Source organism: Acinetobacter sp. C26M (assembly GCF_023702675.1).
Lineage (GTDB): Bacteria > Pseudomonadota > Gammaproteobacteria > Pseudomonadales > Moraxellaceae > Acinetobacter.
In genome coordinates this window covers 120,539-143,266 of record NZ_CP098478.1, presented here as the reverse complement: position 1 = coordinate 143,266, position 22,728 = coordinate 120,539, and the positions used below count along the sequence as shown (strand labels likewise).

The window sequence follows — 22,728 nt, the reverse complement described above, 5'->3', positions numbered from 1 at the left end:
ATAAAAGGATGCATGCCAATGGTGAAGATTCGTTTTAATCGGTCAACTGACACAAATAGATGGGGCTTTAAGCTTTCTTGGGAACATCATATTGTAGTCAATTGGACCATACTTAAAAAAAGTATTTTATTGCTGATACTTGCAGCATTTATGAGCCTGTTCTGGATCAGTTGGGATATTTTTGTCCTGATACATCCACAGTATGCTGAATGGGTCAATCTTGGAATTATACGCTCACACTTAATCACCAGTCTGATTACGCTGACCGTAATGTTGCTGCTGATTATTCCTTGCCATGTGTTTAAGGATCAAGCTTGGGCACAAAATATTTTACCTATTCTCAGTGTGCAGATCTTTACCGCCATGCTATGCCATAAAGGCTATTTAGCAGGCAGTTTTAGCCCAGCCACTATGGTCGGTTATGTCAGTGTAGTCGGTGTGGGTTTAGTACTGTTTGATCGCAGGATGGTGTATTGCGCTTTGATTCCAGCAACACTGGCCTTACTACTATGCAACTACCTGAGCATGATTGGGGTGCTGACTTATGCGCCACTGTTTAATATGCAGCGCTTAAATGAAGTACCGATGCACCCATTCTGGGTCGGCAGTATGGTGTTCTTCTTATTACCGATTTTATTGGCGTGTTTATTTTTATTTGAGATTTTACTGACACAATGGCGAACTCGTGAAATGACCATTCAGATTCTCAGTCGCCTCGATCCACTGACCAATGTACTCAATCGACGTAGTATCAGTAGTTATTTAAATAAGTTGCATCAACACCCTCATCCACTCTATTCCATTATTCTGCTCGATCTCGACCATTTTAAAACAATTAATGATCAATATGGACATAGTATGGGCGATCAAGTGCTGATCCAAGTCGCACGATGCTTGGCAAGTAATCTACGTGACCAAGACATCATTGGCCGTTTTGGTGGAGAGGAGTTTATTTTATTACTACCCAATACGCCGACAATGCAAGCACAGAACGTGGCTGAGCGCTGTCGTCATGCGGTATCTCAACTGCGCTTTATTACAGAATATAAGCAGGAATTTAGTGTCAGTGCCAGCTTTGGGATTAGCAGTTCACTCAGTGCTGATGAACCACATCTGATCATCAGTCAGGCCGATCAAGCCCTGTATGCAGTCAAAGCCGCAGGACGTAATCAAGTTAAAATATTTACTGATCTGGCAACTGGCTAAGAGAATGAAGGTCTAATAGACCTTCATTGCAAGGTTGATTAGTCTCTCAAAAACTCTTCACGATGCTGACGATAAGGCTCATCAAAAGGTACAAACATCTGCTCTTGTTTGGCTTCGGTAATCCATTGCTGTACCGATGCCAAAGACAAGATCTTTTGCGCATAGGCTTGGCCTGATGCTGATAGCGGTAGCTTAAAACATTCAAAACGCATCACCACAGGTGCATAGAATGCATCGGCAATACTAAACTCACCACATAAGAAACTGTCTTCGCTTGGACGTTCTGACCAAATCTGATCAATTCGGGCAACATCGGCACGTAGCTGTGCATGTTCTGCCCAGAGCTGTTTGCCAATATGAGTGAGATCCGCTTCCACATTCATCGGGCATAGATTGCGTAGGCTTTGAAAGCCGCTGTGCATTTCTGCACTAATACAACGTGCTCTAGCACGCAATGTTTTCTCTTGTGGCCACAAATCAAGTTCAGGATGCTGCTCAGCGATATACTCACAAATCGCTAAGCTATCCCAGACCACTAGATCACCATTCACAAGCGCGGGAACTTTACCCGTTGGATTGAGTTTTAAAATTTCTTTTTTAAATTCACTTTCAGGCTCAAAGCTATCAAACTGAATCCAATGTTCCTGAAATGGAATACCTGCTTGTTTTAATAAAATCCACGGACGCATCGACCACGTGGAGTAATTTTTATTGCCGATAAAGAGTTGATACATTGTTATTGTTTCCCTTTAAATAAAGCGAGTTGTTGTAATAGCTCAGCTTTTTGAAAAGCACCTGTTAAGCGTAGCGAACGAATTTCTTGTTGTTGCTGATCTAAGAATAAATAAGTCGGTGGTCCTAAAATATCCCACTGTGCTAACAATGCTTGGTGTGACGCATCATAATGGCTTAAATCCATTTTAATTAAATAATACCCCGATAAAGCCTGCTGCACTTCTGCATCTTTTAAAATACGATGCTCAATCGGCTGACAAGCCACACACCAATCCGCATAGACATCAATCACAATGCCGTGGTCTTTAGGTGCATTGGCGAGGATTTGTTGGAATTCATCTGCTGTTTTTGCCACATGCCATTCGGCCAGCTTATCTGCCTGAACCGAACTGAGACTTTGAAAATGCTGATATTGATTAAAGGCCAATGCTGGAATCGCTAAAATCAGTAACAGTGCATAGAGCCATTGCAGCTTACTTTTCTGCCAAAACAAGCGATACGCTGCATAAATAATAAAGGCCAAACCAAGAATCAGGCTGAGAATTTGAATCGCTAACTCTGGCAGCAAAGGACGGATAAAGTAAATGCTCAATGCCAGCATTAAAAAGGCAAAGATCACCTTGATTTGGTTCATCCAGTCGCCTGCTTTGGGTAAGGCTTTTGCCCCCAAAACGCTGGCCAACAGCAACGGAATGCCCATTCCAAAACCGAGTGTAAACAGCAGCAGTGCACCTTGCCACTGACTCTGTGTTTGCGAAATGAATAGCAATACTCCAGCCAAAGGCGCGGTCATGCATGGTCCAACCAACAGTGCAGAGATCATGCCCATGACACTAGCCCCGACCAAAGTGCCGCCTTTTTGACTGGATTGCATCTGATCTAGTCGATTGACCCAATTCTGTGGCAGTTTTAACTCAAATAAACCAAATAGATTAAGTGCAAACACGACAAACAATAAGCTAAATGCAATCAAGGTGGCAGGCTGTTGTAACCAGCGTTGAAAATTCAGTCCTGCCGCTGAAGCAATTAGACCTAACACCGCATAGACCAAAGCCATACTCACGACAAAAGTCAGTGCAATCGACCATGCCTTGACGCCTTTATTATCACGCACAATCAATGAGGTCAGAATGGGTAACATCGGTAAGGAACACGGCGTGAACGCCAATAAAATCCCTAAACCTAAGAAGAGTAAGATGCTATAAGCCAATGAATGCTGTTCTAGCGCACTTGACCATTTTTGGTCTTGCGCCATCACATCTGAATTATTTGAATTTGAAGTTTTTGCTGTAGGCTCAGTTTGTACCTCATCACTTGTTACCGTTTGAGTATTTAAGGCATTGGATGAGCGCGCCACATCTAGAAAACTTTTTTGTGAATTTGCACTGACATTCTGAACACTGACCAGGCCATCTGCATCGGTCTGAAATTCAATATTTTGTGGAGGATAACAAATTCGGTCTTTGGCACAGCCCTGCCAAGTGACACGATAATGCTGCGAAGCTTGGGTGGGAATACTAAATTCAGCTTGTTGATAATAAACTTGGCTGTGACCATAGTTTTCATCGTACTGCTCGACCGCTTTAGGCAAACTCAAGCTAACAGGTTGATTACCCTGTTGTACTTCAAACTTATGTTGATATAAGTAGTAATTCGGCTGAATCGACCAATGCAATCGTGCTTGATTCTGTGTAGTCGACTCAACCGTAAATGCAAAAGCCTGTTCGGGGCTAAGCAATGGTGCGGATGAATTCTCTTGAGCGTAAGTCAAAGACCCACATAACAACAATAAAGTCCCAAGAAAGTAACTCATCAGCGGGAAAGGTTTCCCAGCCTGAACAGACATTTGCATGATTATCTCACTATCACTCTCCTGAACCTCCCTCCCACTTATGTAGAAGTGAATTTAAGAGAAATCAGGAGCATTCATTATTGTTAGAATAAAACCGATACGCCGAAGCCACCGTTATAACTTTTCTGATCGCCATTGAGATCAACGCCAATGCTTGCATCTAATTGCGTGCGATTATTCAAGGCATAAATCAGACCTGTACCGAGACCATATTCGTAGTCTTGGCTCTCGGCTTTACGGTAAACGAATTCTGAATAACCAGATAATTTACCTGCAATTTTATAGTCAATCGTTGGAATTGCGGTCACAGCCCAGTCACTGTTCTGTGCTTCATAACGCATGGTGATCGATGTACCAATCAGATCGCTAAATTCATATGCAACAGCTGAAGTGAGGCTATAGATATCATCATGATTGGTGAATTCATCATTACCCGTTGCAATAATGGCTTCTGCTAACAAAGCCATTGATAAGCGGTCATCTTTTAGATCAATGGCTTTTTTCAAACCAATGCTGACATCGCCCAGACCATTGGTCTCTTTTTTGCTGCCTGCACGTTTGTATTGCTGCCACACTGGACCTTGCCAACCTAATTGCAGTTCCAAGCCATCTGCCAAACCAGTACGCAATAACATGTCACCATTCAGCGTTAAAGTCTTGTCTTTGACACCATCAACCTTGCCTTCTTGATAGCTCACGCTCGGTAAACTTTGCTCCCATGCCAACCGTCCAACAGGAGTGATCCCTGTACCCATACCCGCACCTGGGCGGTCAAAGGAAAAATCAGCCGCGAAAGCACTTGTGGTTATCATTGATGCAGCAATTAAGCTGAATGTTTGCAATGTTTTCATTCTATTCCTCATTCTATTTCTAATGGCTTGGCTTATGCGCTGAGCTCTTTTGACATTTTTGCACCATGTTCACGTAGCAATTCCAGTGTTGCACGCTCTTCTGGTAATGACTCCGACCAATCAATTTCATCAAATTCGCAATCAAAGAACAATTGGCTGATTGATGATAAAACCGTTAAACCTTCTTCATCACGGGTATTTGGATCTACTTTTTCATCCAGTAAGCGTTGCACTACAGGCACGCAAGCAGAACTCGCCGCATCCCACAGCGGACCATAGAACTCTTCTGCATCCCACAAATGTAAATTTGCTTTGGCTTGGATCAATGCATCTAAAATATCTAAATAAACTTTGAGCTGTTGTTGCTTTTCTTCTTCAGTGAAAGGCTTACCAGCTTCATAAGCTTCACAAATTCGTTCCCACCATGCGAACAAACCATCGCAAATCATAGACACAGGTGGCCCTTGTTCAGGATCAATAAAATTCGGGTCGAGTCCTTCAGCAAGTAAAGATTGCACTTGGTCCAAATCGAGTTGTTGTATGGCTTGCACCAAGGCCTGCTGCTGCTTATTTAACATGACCAGTTCTCACAATATTTTTTAATGCGTCTATTATGCCGAATATCCTGACAGGATTTTATAAAACCATCTAAAAAATCATGTAGAAATTTGATACAGGCATAAAAAAAGCCCAATAACTGGGCTTTTTCTTTACGTTTGTGGCTATGCTTCATCATCCACTTTTACATCGTCATCTACATCGACATATTCAGGTAAACCACCACGATGGTGCTCTTTTTTCTCATAAAGATGCTCCAAACTACGTTTCAATTTATCAATCGCACCATGAATCGAGTTATCAATATTTGCTGCTTTATGCGTTACTGCGACAGGTTTCATTCCTGCTGGGCGAGCTTCAATCATACATCGTTTGTCATGATCGCCCGTTTTGTCCCCATTTTCATCACTAATATGAACCGAAAAATGTGTAATACGCTCGCTATAACGTTGGAATTCTTGTGTAAGTTCTGCACGAACATAACTGTTTAAGCGTTCACTACCTTGAATGTTTTTATCTGTACGGATTTCAATATTCATAAATATCTTCCTCTCTTTTCTGTGAGACGGTGCTACAAAACTTTTTTCTTTGCACACTTTGAGCATGCAGTCATTCAGTGCAGTTGTATATTCTGATTGTGTAAATGCGTGTTGTCTCCTCGCTTTGCATCTGTTGTTTTTCAGTATGTAAGAAGATCTTCTATGATTCCAATATCTGACTTTCCTCCAAAATATGCAAGCTGATTTTTGACATTTTGATGAAATCTTCAACAAAAAGATGACTAACTGTAGCGTCTTTTGTACGCGTCCCTGCATATACAATTCTTTTGTTCATTTGGTCAAATTTGGCTTTATTTTTGCTTAATACCTTGTATCCTTTACACGCCTTTTGGGGGGAGATTTTTTAAATGCAATTGAAGCAACTTGCAGCAACATGTTTATTGGTATCTACAGCAGCTTTCGTTCAAGCGAAACCGATTTGGCAAGATTTCAGCTTGACCGGTTTGTATGGTGAAAACTACGAAGTTGTTGATGAAAAGCAAACAACTGTAACGGTTGAATATGCGGCAAAAGTAAAATATGCCGATGTATTCTTCTTTATGGACCGTATGCGTGGCAGCGATGACAATAAAAGTACTTATTTCGAACTTTCTCCGCGTTTAAGCTTAGGTGAAATTTCAGGTCAAAAACTTGCGCTTGGTCCAGTTAAAGATGTGTTGATCTCAACCACTTGGGAAAGTAACAGCGCTAATGGTAATAATTTTGACAACTTTTTATATGGTGTTGGTTTCGATCTTGCGATTCCATATTTCCAATATGCGAATGTGAACTTCTACCGCGCCAACAATGAAAATACAGCTGATGACTATCAAATGACCATTGCTTATGCTTTGCCATTTAAAGTATCAAACGAAGATTTCTTGGTGGATGGTTTCCTTGACTGGTCGACAGGCGAAAAAGATCACGCTAGTGAATTGAACTGGACCACACAATACAAGTGGAACTTAGGTAAACACATTTCACCAGACACTCGCCTCTATTTAGGTGTTGAGCATTCTGTTTGGAATAACAAATTTGGTATAAAAAACCGTGACGAAAACAACGTCAGTGCTTTGATCAAATACCACTTCTAAGCTTTTAGAATGTGAAAAAAACAGCAAGGAATTCCTTGCTGTTTTTGTTGGTATCGCTGAATATAAACCTGAAACGATTTGCCGCTTTCCCAATGCCTTATCTTGTGTTTTGTCTGATTCGATGACCTTTGCCCATGTCTGAAAATATTGCACTTGCCCCTTCTAATTTAGCCACACATTTCCACATTCGCTTTGCCACAGCAGAAGACCTAGAACACATCCTCGCAATCTATAATCACGAGATTTTAAATGGCACAGCCAACTGGAATGATCAGACGGTTTCCTTAGCAGATTATCAGCAACGTTTTCACGGCATGCAGCAACAGCACTTCCCCATGATCGTGGTTGAAGACTTGAATAGCCATCAAGTCGCAGGTTATGCCTATTACACTGCATTTCGAAGCATCAGCGGTTATCGCCAAAGCATTGAACATTCTGTTTTTGTAGATCCAAGCTATGCTCGCCAAGGGCTAGGCAAAGCCCTGATGCAGCAACTGATTCATCTTGCCAAACAGCAAAACATGCACATCATGGTTGCCGCGATTGATAGTGAAAATAAAGGCTCGATTGTGCTACATGAACAATTGGGCTTCGTGCAAACAGGCTATATGCCACAAGTGGGGCAAAAGTTTGGGACATGGCGGGATTTGGTCTGGATGCAACTGCAACTCACAGAATCTCAATAAAAAGCTCACTTTTACCCTACTGTCTTACAACTGAATTGTGGCTTAGAATGAAAGCAATACTTGATTTCAAAAATAGCCAAAATGATTAAAACATCTCAACTCGGTCTGTGTATTTCCGTCGCAATCGTTTCAAGCACCAGCTTTGCTGAATTTTCTTTTGAGCAAGAATTGCAACAGGGCTGTGCCAAAGTAAAACAATATGCACAAGCAGGTAAAAAGTTTTACGATCAAAAGCAATATCTCAAAGCTGCCAAACAATTTGAAGATCAAGCCGCATGGGCACATTTCTGTCAGCTTAATACAGATGAAAGTGGCATTCAGGTCAGTGACCGAGACATCGAAATCGCTAACAATAATGTCGGGTTAAGTTATGCAAAACTCGGTAAGCCGCAATGGGCTAGAGTCTGGTTTCTTCGAGATAAAGACTCAAAAACCAGTCAATACAATTTAAAGCAGCTCCCTAAACCAAAACTATCTTCGGATCTACAAGGGACTTATGTCCGCGCCAATGGTTTTGGGCAATGGGATTACATCAAGGTCAGTAAAAAGCAGAATAAATATGCGATTGCATTTGATGGCTATTACTTTGGCCTACGCGGTTTGATCTATGGACCCAATATGGGACAGTTTGAAACCAGCATGCCAATCAAGTCAAAACAAACCAGCTATCGCTATGAGGACTGTCAGATCAAACTACAATTTGCCAATGATGCAAATCTTGGACAAAAAATTGAGGTTGAACAGCACAATGGCGAGTCCTCATGTGGCTTTGGACACAATGTCTATGCAGGTGGAACGTTTTATAAGGTTGAAGACAAATAAATCTAGTGCTAACCATTTAATGTTCTAAATTGCATTTTCCCAACATTCACTATCGTGATAGGCGACATGGATGTCGCCATGTTCGGCTACGGTCACAAGGACGTACCGTTAGTCGAACAAAGGATTTTTGCCTACTTTTGATCCTTCAAAAGTAGGGTACATAATAAAGATAGATTACTAAAAACACTGATAAAGCAACAATTAGCCAAGAAATACTATATCGCCACCAACTCCCGAATCCCCTTCTCAGGCATATCCTCCCCCCGCCCTTGTGCAATCACCTGCCCACGCGCCATCACGGTATACGCATCCGCCAACTCTTCAGCAAAATCATAAAACTGCTCGACCAAAATAATCGCCATCTCACCTTGATCAGCCAACTTGCGAATCACTCGTCCAATATCTTTAATAATCGAGGGCTGAATCCCTTCGGTTGGTTCATCCAGAATTAATACGCTTGGTTCTGAAGCCAACGCTCGAGCAATCGCAAGCTGCTGTTGCTGACCTCCAGATAAATCGCCGCCACGGCGATGTTTCATTTCGTCTAGCACAGGGAAAATTTCATATAAATGGCTTGGCACCTTACGGGTCTTGGCACCTGAAAATTTAGCCATTCCAATTAAAATATTTTCTTCTACCGTTAAAGTTGAAAAGATATCGCGACCTTGCGGCACATAAGCCAAACCAGCACGCACCCGTTGCTCAGGGGACATCTTGGCAATGTCTTTGCCATCTAATAGGATTTGCCCTGACTTAATCGGCAGAATCCCCATCAAGCATTTCAGTAAAGTGGTTTTACCCACGCCATTACGACCCAGTACTACACTGCACTCACCGACAGGCGCGTTAAAAGACACGTCACGCAGAATATGACTACCACCATAGAACTGATTAATTTGTTTCACTTCTAACATGCGCGTCTCCTAACGTCCTAAATACTTTTCAATCACATCTTCATTGGCCTGAACTTCTGCCAATGTGCCTTCGGCCAAGATCGCCCCTTGCGCCAATACCGTGACTTTTTCACTAATGGTGTCAATAAAACTCATGTCATGTTCGACCACCACAAGGGTGTGATTTTTTTTCAGTTCCAGACACAGTTCAGCGGTTCGTTCTGTTTCAGCATCGGTCATACCTGCAACAGGCTCATCCAATAAAATCAACTTAGGTCGTTGCATCAAGAGCATGCCAATTTCCAACCACTGCTTTTGTCCATGTGACAGCAAACCTGCTGGCTTTTGCACAAATTCCTTTAAACGGATTTGTTCCAAGCTTTCATCCAAAGCCAACTGCGCTTCTGGATCTAAACGCGAAAATAAGCTTTTCTTCACCCGTTTATCTCGTGGTGCTGCCAGCAGTAGATTTTCCATCACGGTAAAATTTTCAAACACTGTTGGTTTTTGGAATTTACGTCCAATCCCCGCTTCAGCAATTTGCTCGGTGCTCATTTTGGCAAGATCATAGTTTTGCCCAAAAAATGCGGTGCCTGTGGTCGGGCGAGTTTTGCCAGTAATCACATCCATCAGGGTAGTTTTACCCGCCCCATTCGGCCCGATGATGCAGCGTAACTCACCCTCGGCAATGTACAGCGACAAATCATTCAAAGCCCGAAATGAGTCAAACCAGACACTGACTTTTTCCAGATATAAGGCAATCCCGTGACTAAAATCAGCTCCTTGCGGCTTGGCACGACCATAGCCCTCGCCAAGTTGACCGCCATGTTGAGCAGAGTCTATTAATACATCACTCATTTAATCACGCTCCTTTTTAAAACGGTCAAATACGCCAATCACACCCTTAGGCAAGAATAAGGTCACAACAATGAATAACGCGCCTAAGATCAATAACCATGCTTCTGGTGCAGCAACAGTGAAATAGGTCTTCACTGCATTAATCAAGCCTGCACCCAAAATTGGACCAATCAAGGTGCCACGTCCACCCGCAGCCACCCAGACCGCCATTTCAATTGAGTTAACTGGATTCATTTCACTTGGGTTGATAATCCCTGCTTGTGGTACATACAGTGCCCCTGCAATCCCTGCAATTACAGCCGACAGCACCCATGCAGATAGCTTGTACCAAAGCGTACGATAGCCGAGATATTGCAAGCGATTTTCACTGTCTCGAATTGCGCCCAAAACCCGTCCATAAGGACGGTTCATCAATTGACGTAAGCCGAGGAAGCACAGCATGAGTACCAATGCAGTCACAAAGCACAACGTGGCTCGCATCGGTGCAGAGGTAATGTCAAAGCCGAGAATAGTTTTAAAGCCAGTGAAACCATTGTTGCCGCCAAAGCCCGTTTCATTACGGAAGAACAGTAGCGCTGCAGCAAAGGTCATGGCTTGAGTAATGATCGAGAAATACACGCCTTTGATCTTGGAACGAAAGGCAAAGAATCCAAAAATAAACGCGATCAAACCAGGTACAAGCACAACAAGTGCCAATGCCCAAGCGAAATGCTCAGTCCCGACCCAATACCATGGCAACTCAGTCCAGCTCAAGAAGCGCATAAAATCAGGCAGACCATCACCTGCCGATTGGCGCATGAGATACATGCCAAAGGCATAACCCCCCAAGGCAAAATACAAACCATGCCCTAGACTCAAAATCCCTGCATAGCCCCAGACCAAATCCAGTGCCAAAGCCACCAAGGCCAAACACATGATCTTGCCAATCAAGGTGATCCAATAAGCCGACAAATAAAATGCCGAGTCAGGAGACAATAGGTGCAGCCAAGGGAGTAATAACAGCACCGCAAAACAGATTGCAATTGCCGCAGCGCTATAGGGTTTATCAGCAAATAAAGAAGTGATTTTCATTGGCTTACTCCACAAAACGGCCTTTGATGGCGAACAAACCTTGTGGACGCTTTTGGATAAACAAAATCACAAGAACCAAGAGAATAATTTTTGCCAGAACCGCACCTAAACCAATTTCCAGCACCGTTCCACTGATACCCAATCCGAGTGCTGCCAACACTGCACCCCACACTTGACCCACACCACCAACCACGACGACAAGGAAGGCATCAATAATATAATTTTGACCAAGATCAGGCCCGACATTACCCACTTGTGCCAAAGCACAACCAGCCAAACCCGCCAAGCCTGAACCTAGACCAAAGGCCATCATGTCAATTCGCGCAGAACGGATGCCCACTGCACGTGCCATTTGACGGTTTTGCGTCACTGCACGCACAAATAAACCAAAGCGGGTTTTATTGAGCAGGAATACCAATAACAATAGGACAGCAATGGTGAAGCCAATAATGGCAATTCGGTTATAAGGCAACATCAGGCTCGGTGTAACTGCGATCCCACCACTCAACCAGCTGACATTGGAGACTTCGACATTTTGCGCACCAAACACCATACGCACCAATTGCATCAGGATCAGGCTCACCCCAAAAGTCGCAAGTAAAGTCTCCAATTGACGACCATACAGCGGGCGAATCACGGTGCGTTCAATCAACATACCCATCAAGGCACTCACTAGAAATGCCGCAGGAATCGCAGCCAATAGATACCAATCCACTAGCCCAGCAAAATGGGTTTTAAAAAAACTCTGGATCACATAGGTGGTATAGGCACCAATCATGATGAGCTCACCATGTGCCATGTTAATGACTCCAAGCAGACCATAAGTAATCGCTAAGCCGAGCGCTGCGAGCAGCAAAATGCTGGCCGTACTTAAGCCTGAAAATACATGCCCTGACCACTCACTGATTTGCAGACGGGTTTTAATTTTATTTTGTGCATCCAGTAAAGCTGCTTTCAATGCAGGATTGGTTTGTGGTTGTTCTAAAGTTTGGCTGATTAAGGCGAATACGTCAGGACGATTTGAATCTGCCAAGACTTTCACTGCTTCAAGTTTAGTGAACTCATCGCTACTATTAAAATCCAAACGTGCTTTGAGCTGCGCTAAACGTGCTTTGACCTGATCATTCTTTTCATTCAGATAAAGTTGTTTAACCGTCGCCAAATCAAGTTCAGCCAAATTATTTTCTAAAATATCAACCGCAGCTAAGCGTTGCGATGCATCAGTTGAATTGAGTTTGGCTTTGGCTTGACCAAAATTCAGAGCCTTGCGTAAAGTATTGACCAAAGTCACTTGGGATAAATCCGCAGGCCATTGTTCCAAGGCTTGCTGTTCAGGATAACTAAACAGTTTGTCATCATTTTTCAGCAAATAAGTATTGCCAGCGCTATCGGTATACAGCTCATTTTGATCAATATATGCCACCAGTTGATCCAGTTGTTCAATACTGGCTGGCCATTGATTGAGCATAGCTCGACGTGTCGCAAAATCTGACTTCACAAAGGTCTGAATGGCATCTTGAGAAGCTGTAGACGTCACGGTTGTTGCGGATGTGGCTTCTGCCCATGCTGGACTAAAAATCATCTGTGCCATGATACAGAGCATTGCCAAAACATAGTGTTTCGCCATAGAACTCCCCTTATTTTACGGTTTTAAATAGATCAAAAAAATCAGAATAGAAAAGCCTGCTGCGGAGACAACAGGCTTGAAAAAAATTATTTAGGGATGTACGGACTCCAAGGCTCTGCCTTGATCGTTTGTGCTGTTTTATAAACTACATCGAATTGACCGTCACCACGGATTTGTCCAATCATCACCGGTTTATGCAGATGGTGATTAGTTTCATCCATTTTTAAGGTATAGCCTGATGGCGCAGCAAAGGTCTGACCTGCCATCGCATCACGCACTTTATCGACCTCAGTAGAACCCGCTTTTTCAACTGCTTGCTTCCACATATTGATACCCACATAAGTCGCTTCCATTGGATCGTTGGTCACCACTTTGTCTGCATTTGGAAGTTTGTATTCCACCGCATATTGTTTGAATTTATTCACAAACTCTGTGTTTTTAGGATTTTTCACTGACATGAAATAGTTCCATGCCGCTAAATGACCTACCAATGGTTTGGTATCGATACCACGTAATTCTTCCTCACCGACCGAGAAAGCCATGACGGGAATATCAGATGCTTTAATGCCTTGGTTGCCCAGTTCACGATAGAACGGCACATTGGAGTCACCATTGATGGTCGAGATCACTGCAGCCTTTTTACCCGCAGAGAACTTCTTAATATTGGAAACAATGGTTTGATAATTGCTGTGACCAAATGGTGTGTACTCTTCCATGATGTCGGCATCAGCGACACCTTTCGACTTCAAGAAAGCACGTAAGATCTTATTGGTGGTGCGTGGATAGACATAATCTGTGCCGAGTAACACAAAGCGTTCGGCTTTACCGCCTTCATCCCCCATCAAGTATTCAACCGCAGGAATCGCTTGTTGATTCGGTGCAGCGCCGGTATAGAAGATGTTTTTAGATTGTTCCTGACCTTCATATTGCACTGGATAGAACAATAAACCATTTAGCTCTTCCACTACAGGCAACACTGATTTACGTGAAACCGAAGTCCAGCAACCAAAAATTACTGCGACCTTATCTTGGGTAATCAACTGACGGGCTTTTTCTGCAAATAATGGCCAATCCGATGCAGGGTCAACAATCACTGGTTCTAATTTTTTACCCAGTACCCCACCATTGGCATTGATCTCATTAATGGTCATCAAAGCGGTGTCTTTCAGTGAAGTTTCAGAAATCGCCATGGTGCCTGAAAGCGAATGTAGAATCCCCACCTTAATCGTATCGCCACTCGCTGCGGGTGCAGTTTTGGCTTCTGTTTTGGTCTGTTCTGTTTTTTCTGCTGGTTTTGAACAGCCAACTAGACCGATCCCCATCATGGCTGCCATGAGCACTGACATCGACATCAATTTGTTTTGCATCTTGTTTCTCCACCCATCAATAATTGTGATTTTTACTGGGTGGAGTTATTCAATTTCTGTGCCAACACATCAAGTTATTGTTTTTATTTAATTTAAATAAAAGCTAAGTCTTAATTCTTTCATCTTGTATACAACATTGCATACAAAAAACACCTACTGACCTAAAATGATGCAACCTTGTTCAGCTTGGGCATTCAAAGTTCAGCAAAAGAAAAAGCCAAGCGAATGCTTGGCTTTAATCTAACAATAGACAAAGAACCTAAACAGTAATATCCGCTAAATTACCCTTTTGTTCTAACCAGTGCTTACGGTCGGCTGAACGCTTTTTCGCAAGTAATTTATCCAATAAACCTGCGGTTAAATGTGCATCATCTAAATCCAACTGCACCAAACGACGCGTATTCGGGTCCATAGTCGTTTCACGTAATTGGCTGGCGTTCATCTCGCCCAAACCTTTAAATCGGGTGATCTGTGGATTCTTATTGCCTTTGACTTTTTTCAGGATGCTTTCAAGTTCATCATCATCCAAGGCATAGTACACCTCTTTACCAATATCAATACGATAGAGCGGTGGCATAGCGACGAACAGATGACCTTCTTCAACCAAGGTCGGGAAATGTTTTACGAATAAAGCGCATAATAAGGTTGCGATATGCAGACCATCCGAGTCCGCATCGGCAAGGATACAGATCTTGCCATAACGCAATTCAGACAGATCATCACTGCCCGGATCGACCCCGATCGCGATGGCAATATCATGTACTTCTTGAGAAGCCAAAACCTCATCCGATGAGACTTCCCAAGTATTCAGGATTTTTCCGCGAATCGGCATAATGGCTTGAAAATTCTTGTCGCGTGCCTGTTTGGCACTACCGCCCGCAGAATCCCCTTCGACAATAAACAACTCACTGTCTTCACGGGTTAAGCCGACGCAGTCTGCCAGTTTTCCAGGCAGTGCTGGACCTGCAACAATCTTCTTACGTTCAACTTTTTTCGCTGCTTTTAAACGACGTCCTGCTTTGGCGATCGCCATTTCAGCCAGTTGTGTCGCAATCTCTGCATGTTGATTCAGCCATAAGGCAAACGCATCTTTGGCAATGTTCAGTACAATATTTGATGCTTCACGACTGGATAAACGCTCTTTGGTTTGACCAGAAAATTGTGGCTCTTGGAATTTCAGCGATAAAATGAAGTTCACTCCATCCCAAACATCTTCCGCAGAGAGTTTCATATTACGCGGCAACAAATTACGTAATTCACAGAATTCACGTAAGGCTTCGGTCACACCTGAACGTAGACCATTGACATGAGTTCCGCCTTGCGCAGTCGGAATCAAGTTGACGTAGCTTTCTTGAATCTGCTCGCCACCTTCCACATTCCAACAAATCGCAAATTCACACGCTGCGCGGTCTGCTTGGCCGCTGCTAACAAAAGCAGGATCTGGCAAGATGTCACGATCTTGCAGTTCATCCATCAAATAGTCGACTAGACCATTTTCAAACTGCCACTCGATCTTTTCATTATTAATTTTATCGTCATAAATAATCTTTAAGCCCGCAGCTAAAACAGCTTTGGCTTTTAAATTATGTTTCAGTGCTTTAAGCGCAAATTTAGGGCTATCAAAATATTTAGTTTCAGGCCAAAAACGTACTGTGGTTCCTGTCGCACGCTTTGCAACCTTACCTTCTAAGACTGACAAAGGCGCAACAGGTTCACCTTGTTCAAAAGCCATTTGGTACAGATTGCCTTGACGCTGTACAGCAACTTCAACACGAGTCGATAAGGCATTGACAACAGAAATTCCGACGCCATGCAAACCACCAGAAAACTGATAGTTATCGGTACTGAATTTACCGCCTGCATGCAGCTTGGTCAAAATGATTTCGATACCGCTTTGTCCATATTCAGGGTGAATATCGACTGGCATTCCGCGGCCATTATCTTCAACTGACAATGAGCCATCTTCATAGACTGTGACACAAATCTGGTTGGCATGACCTGCAAGTGCTTCATCGACTGCATTATCAATCACCTCTTGCGCCAAATGGTTTGGACGTGAGGTATCGGTATACATGCCCGGTCGACGACGAACTGGATCTAAACCAGAAAGAACTTCAAGGGATTGTGCCGTGTATTGTGTCACTTGGTCTGACTTCCTTATTGGATGGCTGCCGATAAAAATTCGAGAACTAAAGGTAATTTTTCTTCAAAATCATCCATTGCATGATTACCATCTGCGTCGGTTAAAATCAATGAGGATGGATGAACTGCACTATAATAGCGTTGAGCTTCACGATAATCCAAAACTTCGTCGCCTTGTTGCAAAAGCACCAGAATTTTATCAGCATGAACGAGCTGCGTGTCAGCAATCGATTGTAATTGCTGCAGTTGATCGGCATCAAGTGTCCATGATGCAGTGACTTTGAGTGGGATTTGTTCAATCCCAAATAAATCTTCGAATAATTGCCATGGTCGCATAGCAGGATTAATCAATACAGCAGCACAGCCATATTTTGCGACAAGATATGTCGCATAAAAACCACCAAGGCTGCTGCCAACCAAAACTACTTTATCCTGCGATAAATTTTCGATAAGCTGAGAGAGTTGTTGCAGCACTTGATTTGGGGATTGGTTTAAATCAGGTAAATGCACCTGTATCGCATCATGCTGTGCACAATATTGTTGCAACTGCTGCCCTTTTATCGACATCGGACTGCTTCGAAAACCATGTAGATAGATAATTTGCATACGCACCAAAATAGGCAATGACTTGACATAAAGTGAAATAAATCACATTATTTTGATTAATAGTTAAACAAATAACAATATAAATTACATTTAAGCTGGATATTGTCTGACACAAAAAACGATACTGTACTCCGTTCATCAGTATTCTAAAAAAATTACGTATGAAAGACATAAGATGTAAGCGTTTGTTGTAGTTTATCTAAACAATATTCAGAAAAATCACTTCAAACCTTCGGTATATATCAAGGATGGGGAAATCAATATGCCAAGTTTAACACCTCTGCATGAAACCTATTGTAAGTGGGATCGTACGCCCCCGAGTCAGGCAGATGTTTTGGAGGGTTTGGCACAGCTGGTCAGTACTAGCCTCAGTGGTGTACATGAACTGATCCAAGTCGTACAAACTGAGGTATTAAGGACAACGCTCGGTTTAAGTGCACAAAAAGCCAAACAATTACAAAAGCACCCGCAACTGCAAAAGTTTTATCAGTTTTCTTATGTTGCCCTACAAAAATATGGTAGTCATTTTCTGGCGCCCAATTTACGTCGTATTATTGAAAAATTTCCAGTCTTGCATGACAAGCCCTTAACCCCAACTCTACATTTTTTGGTGGGTGCGTTGAATGGGATTTTTGGTGATTTCTTTTTAAAGCAGCATAATCCAATGGCTTTGCCGATGGTGCTTTATGATCACTATGGTTCTTTACAGCAGGGCGAGCTAACAGGCCGTGTGGTGATTCTGGCCCATGGTTTATGTATGAACCATTTGACTTGGTCGAATCATCGCTATGGTGGGATTGGTGAGCGTTTGCTCGCGCAACGTGATAACAACACCATGTTGTATTTGAATTACAACACTGGACGCCGAATTTCCGCCAATGGCCGTAGTTTTGCCAATACCTTAGAGGATTTGGTACAGCGTAATCCACGCATCACCAGTATCGATCTGATCGGGCACAGTATGGGCGGCTTGGTTTCGCGTAGTGCCCTGTTTTATGGCAAACAGAATCTGTATCAATGGGTGCATATGGTCGAGAATCTGGTTTGTATCGGTTCGCCACATCATGGTGCAGTACTTGAACGCTTTGGTTTCGTCTTGCAGGACAAACTTGGTGGATTCCCGTTTATCAACTTGCTTGGTCAGTTGGTGAATGTGCGTAGTAACGGCATACTCGATCTACGTTATGGCAGTGTCCGTGATGATGACTGGGAACATAATGATGCCCGCATTGGTTTTGCTGACGACAATCGTAAACCTGCACCGCTACCGTCCCATATCAATACCTTCTTGATTGCAGGGACTTTAGAATTTGAGAAGTTACGTAATAAAGCGCTGTCTGTGATTGGGGATTATCTGGTCAGTGTGAAAAGTGCTTTAGGTGAACATCCAAACCCGCGTTTCCAACTGAAATTACCTGACACCCATAAAGCGGTTTTCTATGGGCTAAACCACTTTGAAATTCAGTATCATTCCAGTGTGGCTGAGCAGATTACCCGCTGGTTATATCCAGATGCTAAAGAGAAGGTTGAAGCCGGTGTACAAACCCATATGATCAATGTACCCCATAACTATACCTTTGATGATTTAGAAGGCATTGTTGAGACCTAAAAGATAAAAGCTCAGTTAGGTTCTAGCTGAGCTTTTTTTAGTCAAAGGCTGCAACAAGCTCAAATAAGCTATACATATTTTTATTTAACAAAGTCACCCTGTTCATTTAACTTCAGTTTTAAATCTTTCCCATTTTCTTTATATAAAACTTCATACTTCTGATTAATGACAATATTTTGAGATGCATCTAAGGTAATGCTTTTAACCAAGCCAAACTGGTTTACCGTTGTCAGATTTATTTCTGGGGTTTCCCATTCACTTGTTGAGGGGGACGCGATCAATAAAACACCCGCTCTTGTTTCTGGGAAAACGACCGAATCGCCATAGCTTGGGTTAATAAATTTATAAACTTTGATCAAGCCAACACTATCAATTAAGTTAATTGAACCACAATTCATTCTTTGGGCAGATAAAATACAATTCAGATGTGCATTTGAGTTATAAGGAAGTGAAGTGATCAGGAAACCATCATCATTTTTTAACTTTGCAGGATGTGATGAAGCTTTTTGTGTTTGGTTTTGATGAGAAATCTCATTTTTCTTTTCTGAGGCAGTGCTACAGGAAGCAGTTATGATGCTGAGGCTGACTAAACCGAGGATACATATATATTTTTTACAAGAAGAATGCATAATAAACCCCTTTAGAATAAAATACCTAACCAAAATCTAAATTGAATTACTTAATATCTTTTTCAGCTGCTAAAACACCTGTAGTTTCACAACCTAAGGTTGAAGAGATACATTTTAAGCTACTATTCAAAACAACCTTGAATGGGGAAATTTTTCCATCTTGATAAGTTTTAACATTTGCAAGATACGTATACTGTCCTTTCTTAGCATCATATGTTACCTGATCCCTATAAGTAGGTCTGTTTGTTCACTCTTATCTTCACTATCAGAGTGTATAACGGGTATTCCTATAAAATTATTATTTATATTTTCAACAATCATTCCATTACTAACACCCTTTGATGAATGCACACTTTTATTTTCATATTTAATTAAAATTTCAACTAGCTTTTTAGAGTGGAAAGTATAGGTAATAGTTGAGTCAGGATTAAAATAGTGATACAACTCCCCATATCATTCATTAAATTATGTTTTGAAGAAAAATTAATTTCATAATATTTATCATCAATAGAATAATCTTCTCACTGACAATATAAAGACTTAAAATTCAATCAGTTTTCAACAAAACATAAATGGTATTATTTAAAACTTACAATTCATTTTATATAGCTTATCTTATCAACCACACAAATTAAATTGGTATAATGAAACATAGAATCAGCTGAATACAAACCTTTACACGTTATTTTTGCAGGTTTACTATACTCAACCTTATATTTCACATCTAAATAGTTCAACTGAATTTCTTTTATTTTTTTATACTCCTCACCTTCTTCTTTTAAATAAAAATCTCTAGCAGTTGGCAACAAAATAACATCATACGGATGTGCTTTATTTTGCTCATCTATACTTTTTTTATTTAATATATGACCTGTCAAGACTGTAAAATTATCACTCGCATATGTTTGCGATAAAAATATGGTGTTCGCTACTATAGCAAAAAACAAAGTATTTACTTTTAGATTAATCATCATGGTTCTCTACTTTTACTAATTTACCTTCCTCATCCCACTCTTTCCATTCACCCACTTTCATTCCCTTTTTATATGTACCATCATAGATAAAAACTTGAGGGTTCATTGTATATTTTTCATAACATCTACCATCTTCTAGACCATCTTTATAATTGCACTCACCTGTTAATTTTCCATCTTCATTCCAATTTTTACTAATACCATTTATTTTACCTGCTTTATAATTTGTTTCTTCCTTTAAATTTCCATTTTCATACCAAACACGCCATAGACCATTTTCTTTATGATCATTATATTCTGTCTCCGCTGCTTTACTACCAGACTCATACCATACAACTCTAGAGCCTTCTCTCGGATAATATGATGTATCAGCTTGTTCATTATAAACATAATCCAATTTACCATCTGTTAAGATATACGGATCCGTTTGTTTCTTACCCGAAATATAGAAATCCTGAACTAAAATTTTTTGCCCATCTAACTTCTTTAATAAAACTCGATAAAATTCTGCCTGTTCTTTTGTCGTCGCTTCTTGACCAGATGATTCTGCATTCTTCATGTACAAGATAACCGAATCAGTACTTTGATCATGAGTTTCAAGTTTTTGTTCAGTTTTCTCATTTAAGTGCTGATTTTGAGTTTCTGATTGTGAACAAGCACTTAAAAAAAATAGGGAAGTAAAAAAACAGATGGTACTAAATTTCATAAATATATCCTGATTCTACCGTGTTGCATTGCTTGTACGAACTGTTTTTAGCCCTAAAGCTCCATATAAATCATCAACCGACATTTTCTTTTCCAGAACTTGAGATTTCGAAAACTCATGATAAGCTTTTGGTATATAAAATCTATAAGCTGATATTGATTTACTTGCAATTGTGATTTGATCATCCTGATTCCCACCTATTATAAGAAATCGACCACTGGTCTTATCTAAACAATAAACAAAACCAACATGACCAAAGCCTGATTTAGCTTCTGGACTAGCTCCCGAGGATGTGGGGATAGTTGCCAATGCACCAAAAATAGGCTTTGTTATTTTAACAAAATTTTTTGTATCACGACGAAAGCTTAATGCGCTTGCTGGCTCAGCTGATTTTGCATATTTAGCTTCTTGTAAGCAATAATTTGCAAATGATGCACACCATGCTTGAGTTGAACCAACCAAGGTATTGATTTTACTACCCGTTAACATATGGTAGTTATCTTGTTTTGTAATGACACCCTCTCTTTTGCCATACCATTGTTTTAGCTCCCGAATCACAATTGGCATCCATGGCGCCTCTCGATTATTCACAGGTAAAATCGCTAATCCCTCACCTGTTCCTGATTTAGTTCTTGTAACCTCTTGAATATTATTCCCTAAACTAGAGACAGCCTTAGTTATTGAAGTCAGGGCTGCTGTCCCAACTCCATTTGATTCTTGCTTTTTTGTTTCACTTTTTTGTTTAGTATGAGGACTAGAAACAGAAGAAGGTATTGTAACTATTTGACCAACTAAAATCGTATCTCTTTCTTTAATCTGCGGATTCGCTTTCATAAAACTATCAATTGAGATACCTTTTAATTTACAAATTTTATAAATTGTATCTCCAGATTTAACTCTATAAATATTTGTAGAACTATTTCTACTTTTACCTTTTTGTTGCTCATTATTTTTTTTTGCAAAATATCCTATCGAAAGTATTTGACCTGCATAAATTTCATTTGCATTTTTTATATTATTCCACTGTTGAATTTGTTGAGCAGTTACTCGAAAGCGCTTTGCTATTTTTGAGAGTACATCCCCATTGACAACAACATAGTCAATTCTTGGTATATCATCTTTTTTTCCACTAAAAGACCCGTTCTGAGGCATTAACTTACTGGTAAAACGGGCTGCATTATTAACTAAACTAACCACTTGAGACTCAACAGAAGTGACCACTTCTCCAATTAATGTTTCACAGCCATCCACCATAGTACTAAAAGATATCTTCTCTCCTTGTTTTACATGAGGAATGGGTGGCAAATTACCATTTTTATTCGTGACATACTCTTTTTTCTTATCATTATGATTAATTATAATTTTTTGATCAGCTAATGGATTAGAACCATTATTAACATTTACAGTTGTAGTACTAATCCATTTATCAGAACGCGGAGGTTGTGTATTTGTATTATAATACCCTTCCTTACGCTCCATAGCATCCATTAATTTCTCAATTCCTTTATCATCTAACGATGACAATACAGTTGAGCGATTAAAACCTGTATGTTTTATTAAATAAGCAATATATGCTTCAGTATCATTCTCATTAGGTGGCGCATAAATATATAGGGCATCTTTTAATGAGTAATTGTTATATTTACGTCTGAGTAAGGCCTTTTTTTCTCGCCTTCCTATTTCATAGCTTTCGAAAATAGCAAAGTTTCCACTTTTCGTATTTCCAGTACCAATTTGTCCTGGATACATTCCTTTATCTTTTGGTCTCATATTTCCAGGGTTATTAAATCTCCAAGCAATTGTCCCTCCTGTTCTTAATAATATTTTCCCATCATCTGCAAGATATTGAACAGTCAATGTTGGTCTGTCATGAGATGCTTTAATAAATTTCGGCATAATTATA

At 41.0% G+C, this 22,728-nt stretch carries 21 protein-coding genes and 1 pseudogene; 5 read left to right on the top strand and 17 right to left on the bottom strand.

The genetic code is table 11. The annotated features are described in order from the left end of the window. The first annotated feature begins 18 nt into the window (after positions 1-18). A complete protein-coding gene (locus NDN11_RS00665; RefSeq protein WP_167248492.1) occupies positions 19-1,206 on the top strand; it encodes a GGDEF domain-containing protein in 1,188 nt (395 codons plus the stop codon). 38 nt (positions 1,207-1,244) lie between these two features. Here NDN11_RS00665 and NDN11_RS00660 read toward each other — a convergent pair whose 3' ends face one another. The 5 genes from NDN11_RS00660 to NDN11_RS00640 form a co-directional block, all read right to left on the bottom strand. Further along, positions 1,245-1,940, bottom strand: a complete 696-nt coding sequence (locus NDN11_RS00660) for a glutathione S-transferase family protein (RefSeq protein ID WP_251110483.1) — start codon at positions 1,938-1,940, stop codon at positions 1,245-1,247. Positions 1,941-1,942: 2 nt separating this feature from the next. Next, positions 1,943-3,793, bottom strand: coding sequence for a protein-disulfide reductase DsbD (gene dsbD, locus NDN11_RS00655; protein ID WP_251110482.1), 1,851 nt, complete (start codon positions 3,791-3,793; stop codon positions 1,943-1,945). Positions 3,794-3,876: 83 nt separating this feature from the next. Next, positions 3,877-4,644: a transporter gene (locus tag NDN11_RS00650; protein ID WP_167248489.1), complete on the bottom strand. Its 768-nt coding sequence runs from the start codon at positions 4,642-4,644 to the stop codon at positions 3,877-3,879. Between the two features lie 32 nt (positions 4,645-4,676). Continuing rightward, positions 4,677-5,222, bottom strand: a complete 546-nt coding sequence (locus tag NDN11_RS00645; RefSeq protein WP_251110481.1) for an ankyrin repeat domain-containing protein — start codon at positions 5,220-5,222, stop codon at positions 4,677-4,679. A gap of 144 nt (positions 5,223-5,366) precedes the next feature. After that, positions 5,367-5,741 (bottom strand): HPF/RaiA family ribosome-associated protein, encoded by a 375-nt coding sequence (locus NDN11_RS00640; RefSeq protein WP_004803557.1) that lies wholly within the window; start codon positions 5,739-5,741, stop codon positions 5,367-5,369. A 368-nt stretch (positions 5,742-6,109) separates the two neighbouring features. Between NDN11_RS00640 and NDN11_RS00635 the strand changes: the two genes are divergently transcribed. From NDN11_RS00635 to NDN11_RS00625, 3 genes are all read left to right on the top strand, one after another. Beyond that, positions 6,110-6,835: an outer membrane protein OmpK gene (locus tag NDN11_RS00635; RefSeq protein WP_251110480.1), complete on the top strand. Its 726-nt coding sequence runs from the start codon at positions 6,110-6,112 to the stop codon at positions 6,833-6,835. A gap of 134 nt (positions 6,836-6,969) precedes the next feature. Continuing rightward, entirely contained in the window at positions 6,970-7,521 is a 552-nt protein-coding gene (locus NDN11_RS00630) for a GNAT family N-acetyltransferase (protein ID WP_251110479.1), read from the top strand. Positions 7,522-7,602: 81 nt separating this feature from the next. Further along, positions 7,603-8,343: a hypothetical protein gene (locus NDN11_RS00625; RefSeq protein ID WP_251110478.1), complete on the top strand. Its 741-nt coding sequence runs from the start codon at positions 7,603-7,605 to the stop codon at positions 8,341-8,343. 215 nt (positions 8,344-8,558) lie between these two features. On the opposite strand, the gene urtE is transcribed toward NDN11_RS00625, so the two are convergent. The 7 genes from urtE to NDN11_RS00590 form a co-directional block, all read right to left on the bottom strand. Further along, complete coding sequence (urtE, locus tag NDN11_RS00620) at positions 8,559-9,257, bottom strand: urea ABC transporter ATP-binding subunit UrtE (RefSeq protein WP_004657106.1); 699 nt, start codon at positions 9,255-9,257, stop codon at positions 8,559-8,561. 9 nt (positions 9,258-9,266) lie between these two features. Beyond that, on the bottom strand, positions 9,267-10,094 hold the full coding sequence (gene urtD / locus NDN11_RS00615; RefSeq protein WP_251110477.1) for an urea ABC transporter ATP-binding protein UrtD: 828 nt from the start codon (positions 10,092-10,094) through the stop codon (positions 9,267-9,269). Beyond that, a complete protein-coding gene (gene urtC, locus NDN11_RS00610; protein WP_167248483.1) occupies positions 10,095-11,165 on the bottom strand; it encodes an urea ABC transporter permease subunit UrtC in 1,071 nt (356 codons plus the stop codon). It abuts the gene before it with no gap. 4 nt (positions 11,166-11,169) lie between these two features. Continuing rightward, positions 11,170-12,792: an urea ABC transporter permease subunit UrtB gene (urtB, locus tag NDN11_RS00605; RefSeq protein ID WP_251110476.1), complete on the bottom strand. Its 1,623-nt coding sequence runs from the start codon at positions 12,790-12,792 to the stop codon at positions 11,170-11,172. A gap of 86 nt (positions 12,793-12,878) precedes the next feature. Further along, positions 12,879-14,159, bottom strand: a complete 1,281-nt coding sequence (gene urtA / locus NDN11_RS00600; RefSeq protein ID WP_251110475.1) for an urea ABC transporter substrate-binding protein — start codon at positions 14,157-14,159, stop codon at positions 12,879-12,881. Between the two features lie 259 nt (positions 14,160-14,418). Next, on the bottom strand, positions 14,419-16,302 hold the full coding sequence (parE, locus tag NDN11_RS00595) for a DNA topoisomerase IV subunit B (RefSeq protein WP_004803540.1): 1,884 nt from the start codon (positions 16,300-16,302) through the stop codon (positions 14,419-14,421). A gap of 14 nt (positions 16,303-16,316) precedes the next feature. Beyond that, a complete protein-coding gene (locus NDN11_RS00590) occupies positions 16,317-16,907 on the bottom strand; it encodes a YqiA/YcfP family alpha/beta fold hydrolase (RefSeq protein WP_251110474.1) in 591 nt (196 codons plus the stop codon). Between the two features lie 262 nt (positions 16,908-17,169). Between NDN11_RS00590 and NDN11_RS00585 the strand changes: the two genes are divergently transcribed. Further along, positions 17,170-18,516, top strand: coding sequence for a PGAP1-like alpha/beta domain-containing protein (locus tag NDN11_RS00585; protein ID WP_251110473.1), 1,347 nt, complete (start codon positions 17,170-17,172; stop codon positions 18,514-18,516). 80 nt (positions 18,517-18,596) lie between these two features. Here the strand turns inward: NDN11_RS00585 and NDN11_RS00580 are convergent, their stop codons facing one another. The 5 genes and pseudogenes from NDN11_RS00580 to NDN11_RS00560 all read right to left on the bottom strand — a co-directional run bounded on the left by NDN11_RS00580 (position 18,597) and on the right by NDN11_RS00560 (position 22,721). Then, positions 18,597-19,145, bottom strand: a complete 549-nt coding sequence (locus tag NDN11_RS00580; RefSeq protein ID WP_251110472.1) for a hypothetical protein — start codon at positions 19,143-19,145, stop codon at positions 18,597-18,599. 46 nt (positions 19,146-19,191) lie between these two features. After that, positions 19,192-19,448: pseudogene (locus NDN11_RS00575) on the bottom strand (hypothetical protein); the annotation flags it as partial. Positions 19,449-19,741: 293 nt separating this feature from the next. Then, the gene (locus tag NDN11_RS00570) at positions 19,742-20,119 is read right to left on the bottom strand and encodes a hypothetical protein (protein WP_251110471.1); all 378 of its coding nucleotides are present in this window, start codon (positions 20,117-20,119) and stop codon (positions 19,742-19,744) included. Continuing rightward, positions 20,109-20,825: a toxin-antitoxin system YwqK family antitoxin gene (locus NDN11_RS00565; protein WP_167248476.1), complete on the bottom strand. Its 717-nt coding sequence runs from the start codon at positions 20,823-20,825 to the stop codon at positions 20,109-20,111. The genes NDN11_RS00570 and NDN11_RS00565 overlap by 11 nt, the downstream gene beginning before the upstream one ends. A 15-nt stretch (positions 20,826-20,840) precedes the next feature. Next, complete coding sequence (locus NDN11_RS00560; protein ID WP_167248475.1) at positions 20,841-22,721, bottom strand: LysM peptidoglycan-binding domain-containing protein; 1,881 nt, start codon at positions 22,719-22,721, stop codon at positions 20,841-20,843. Positions 22,722-22,728 lie beyond the last annotated feature (7 nt).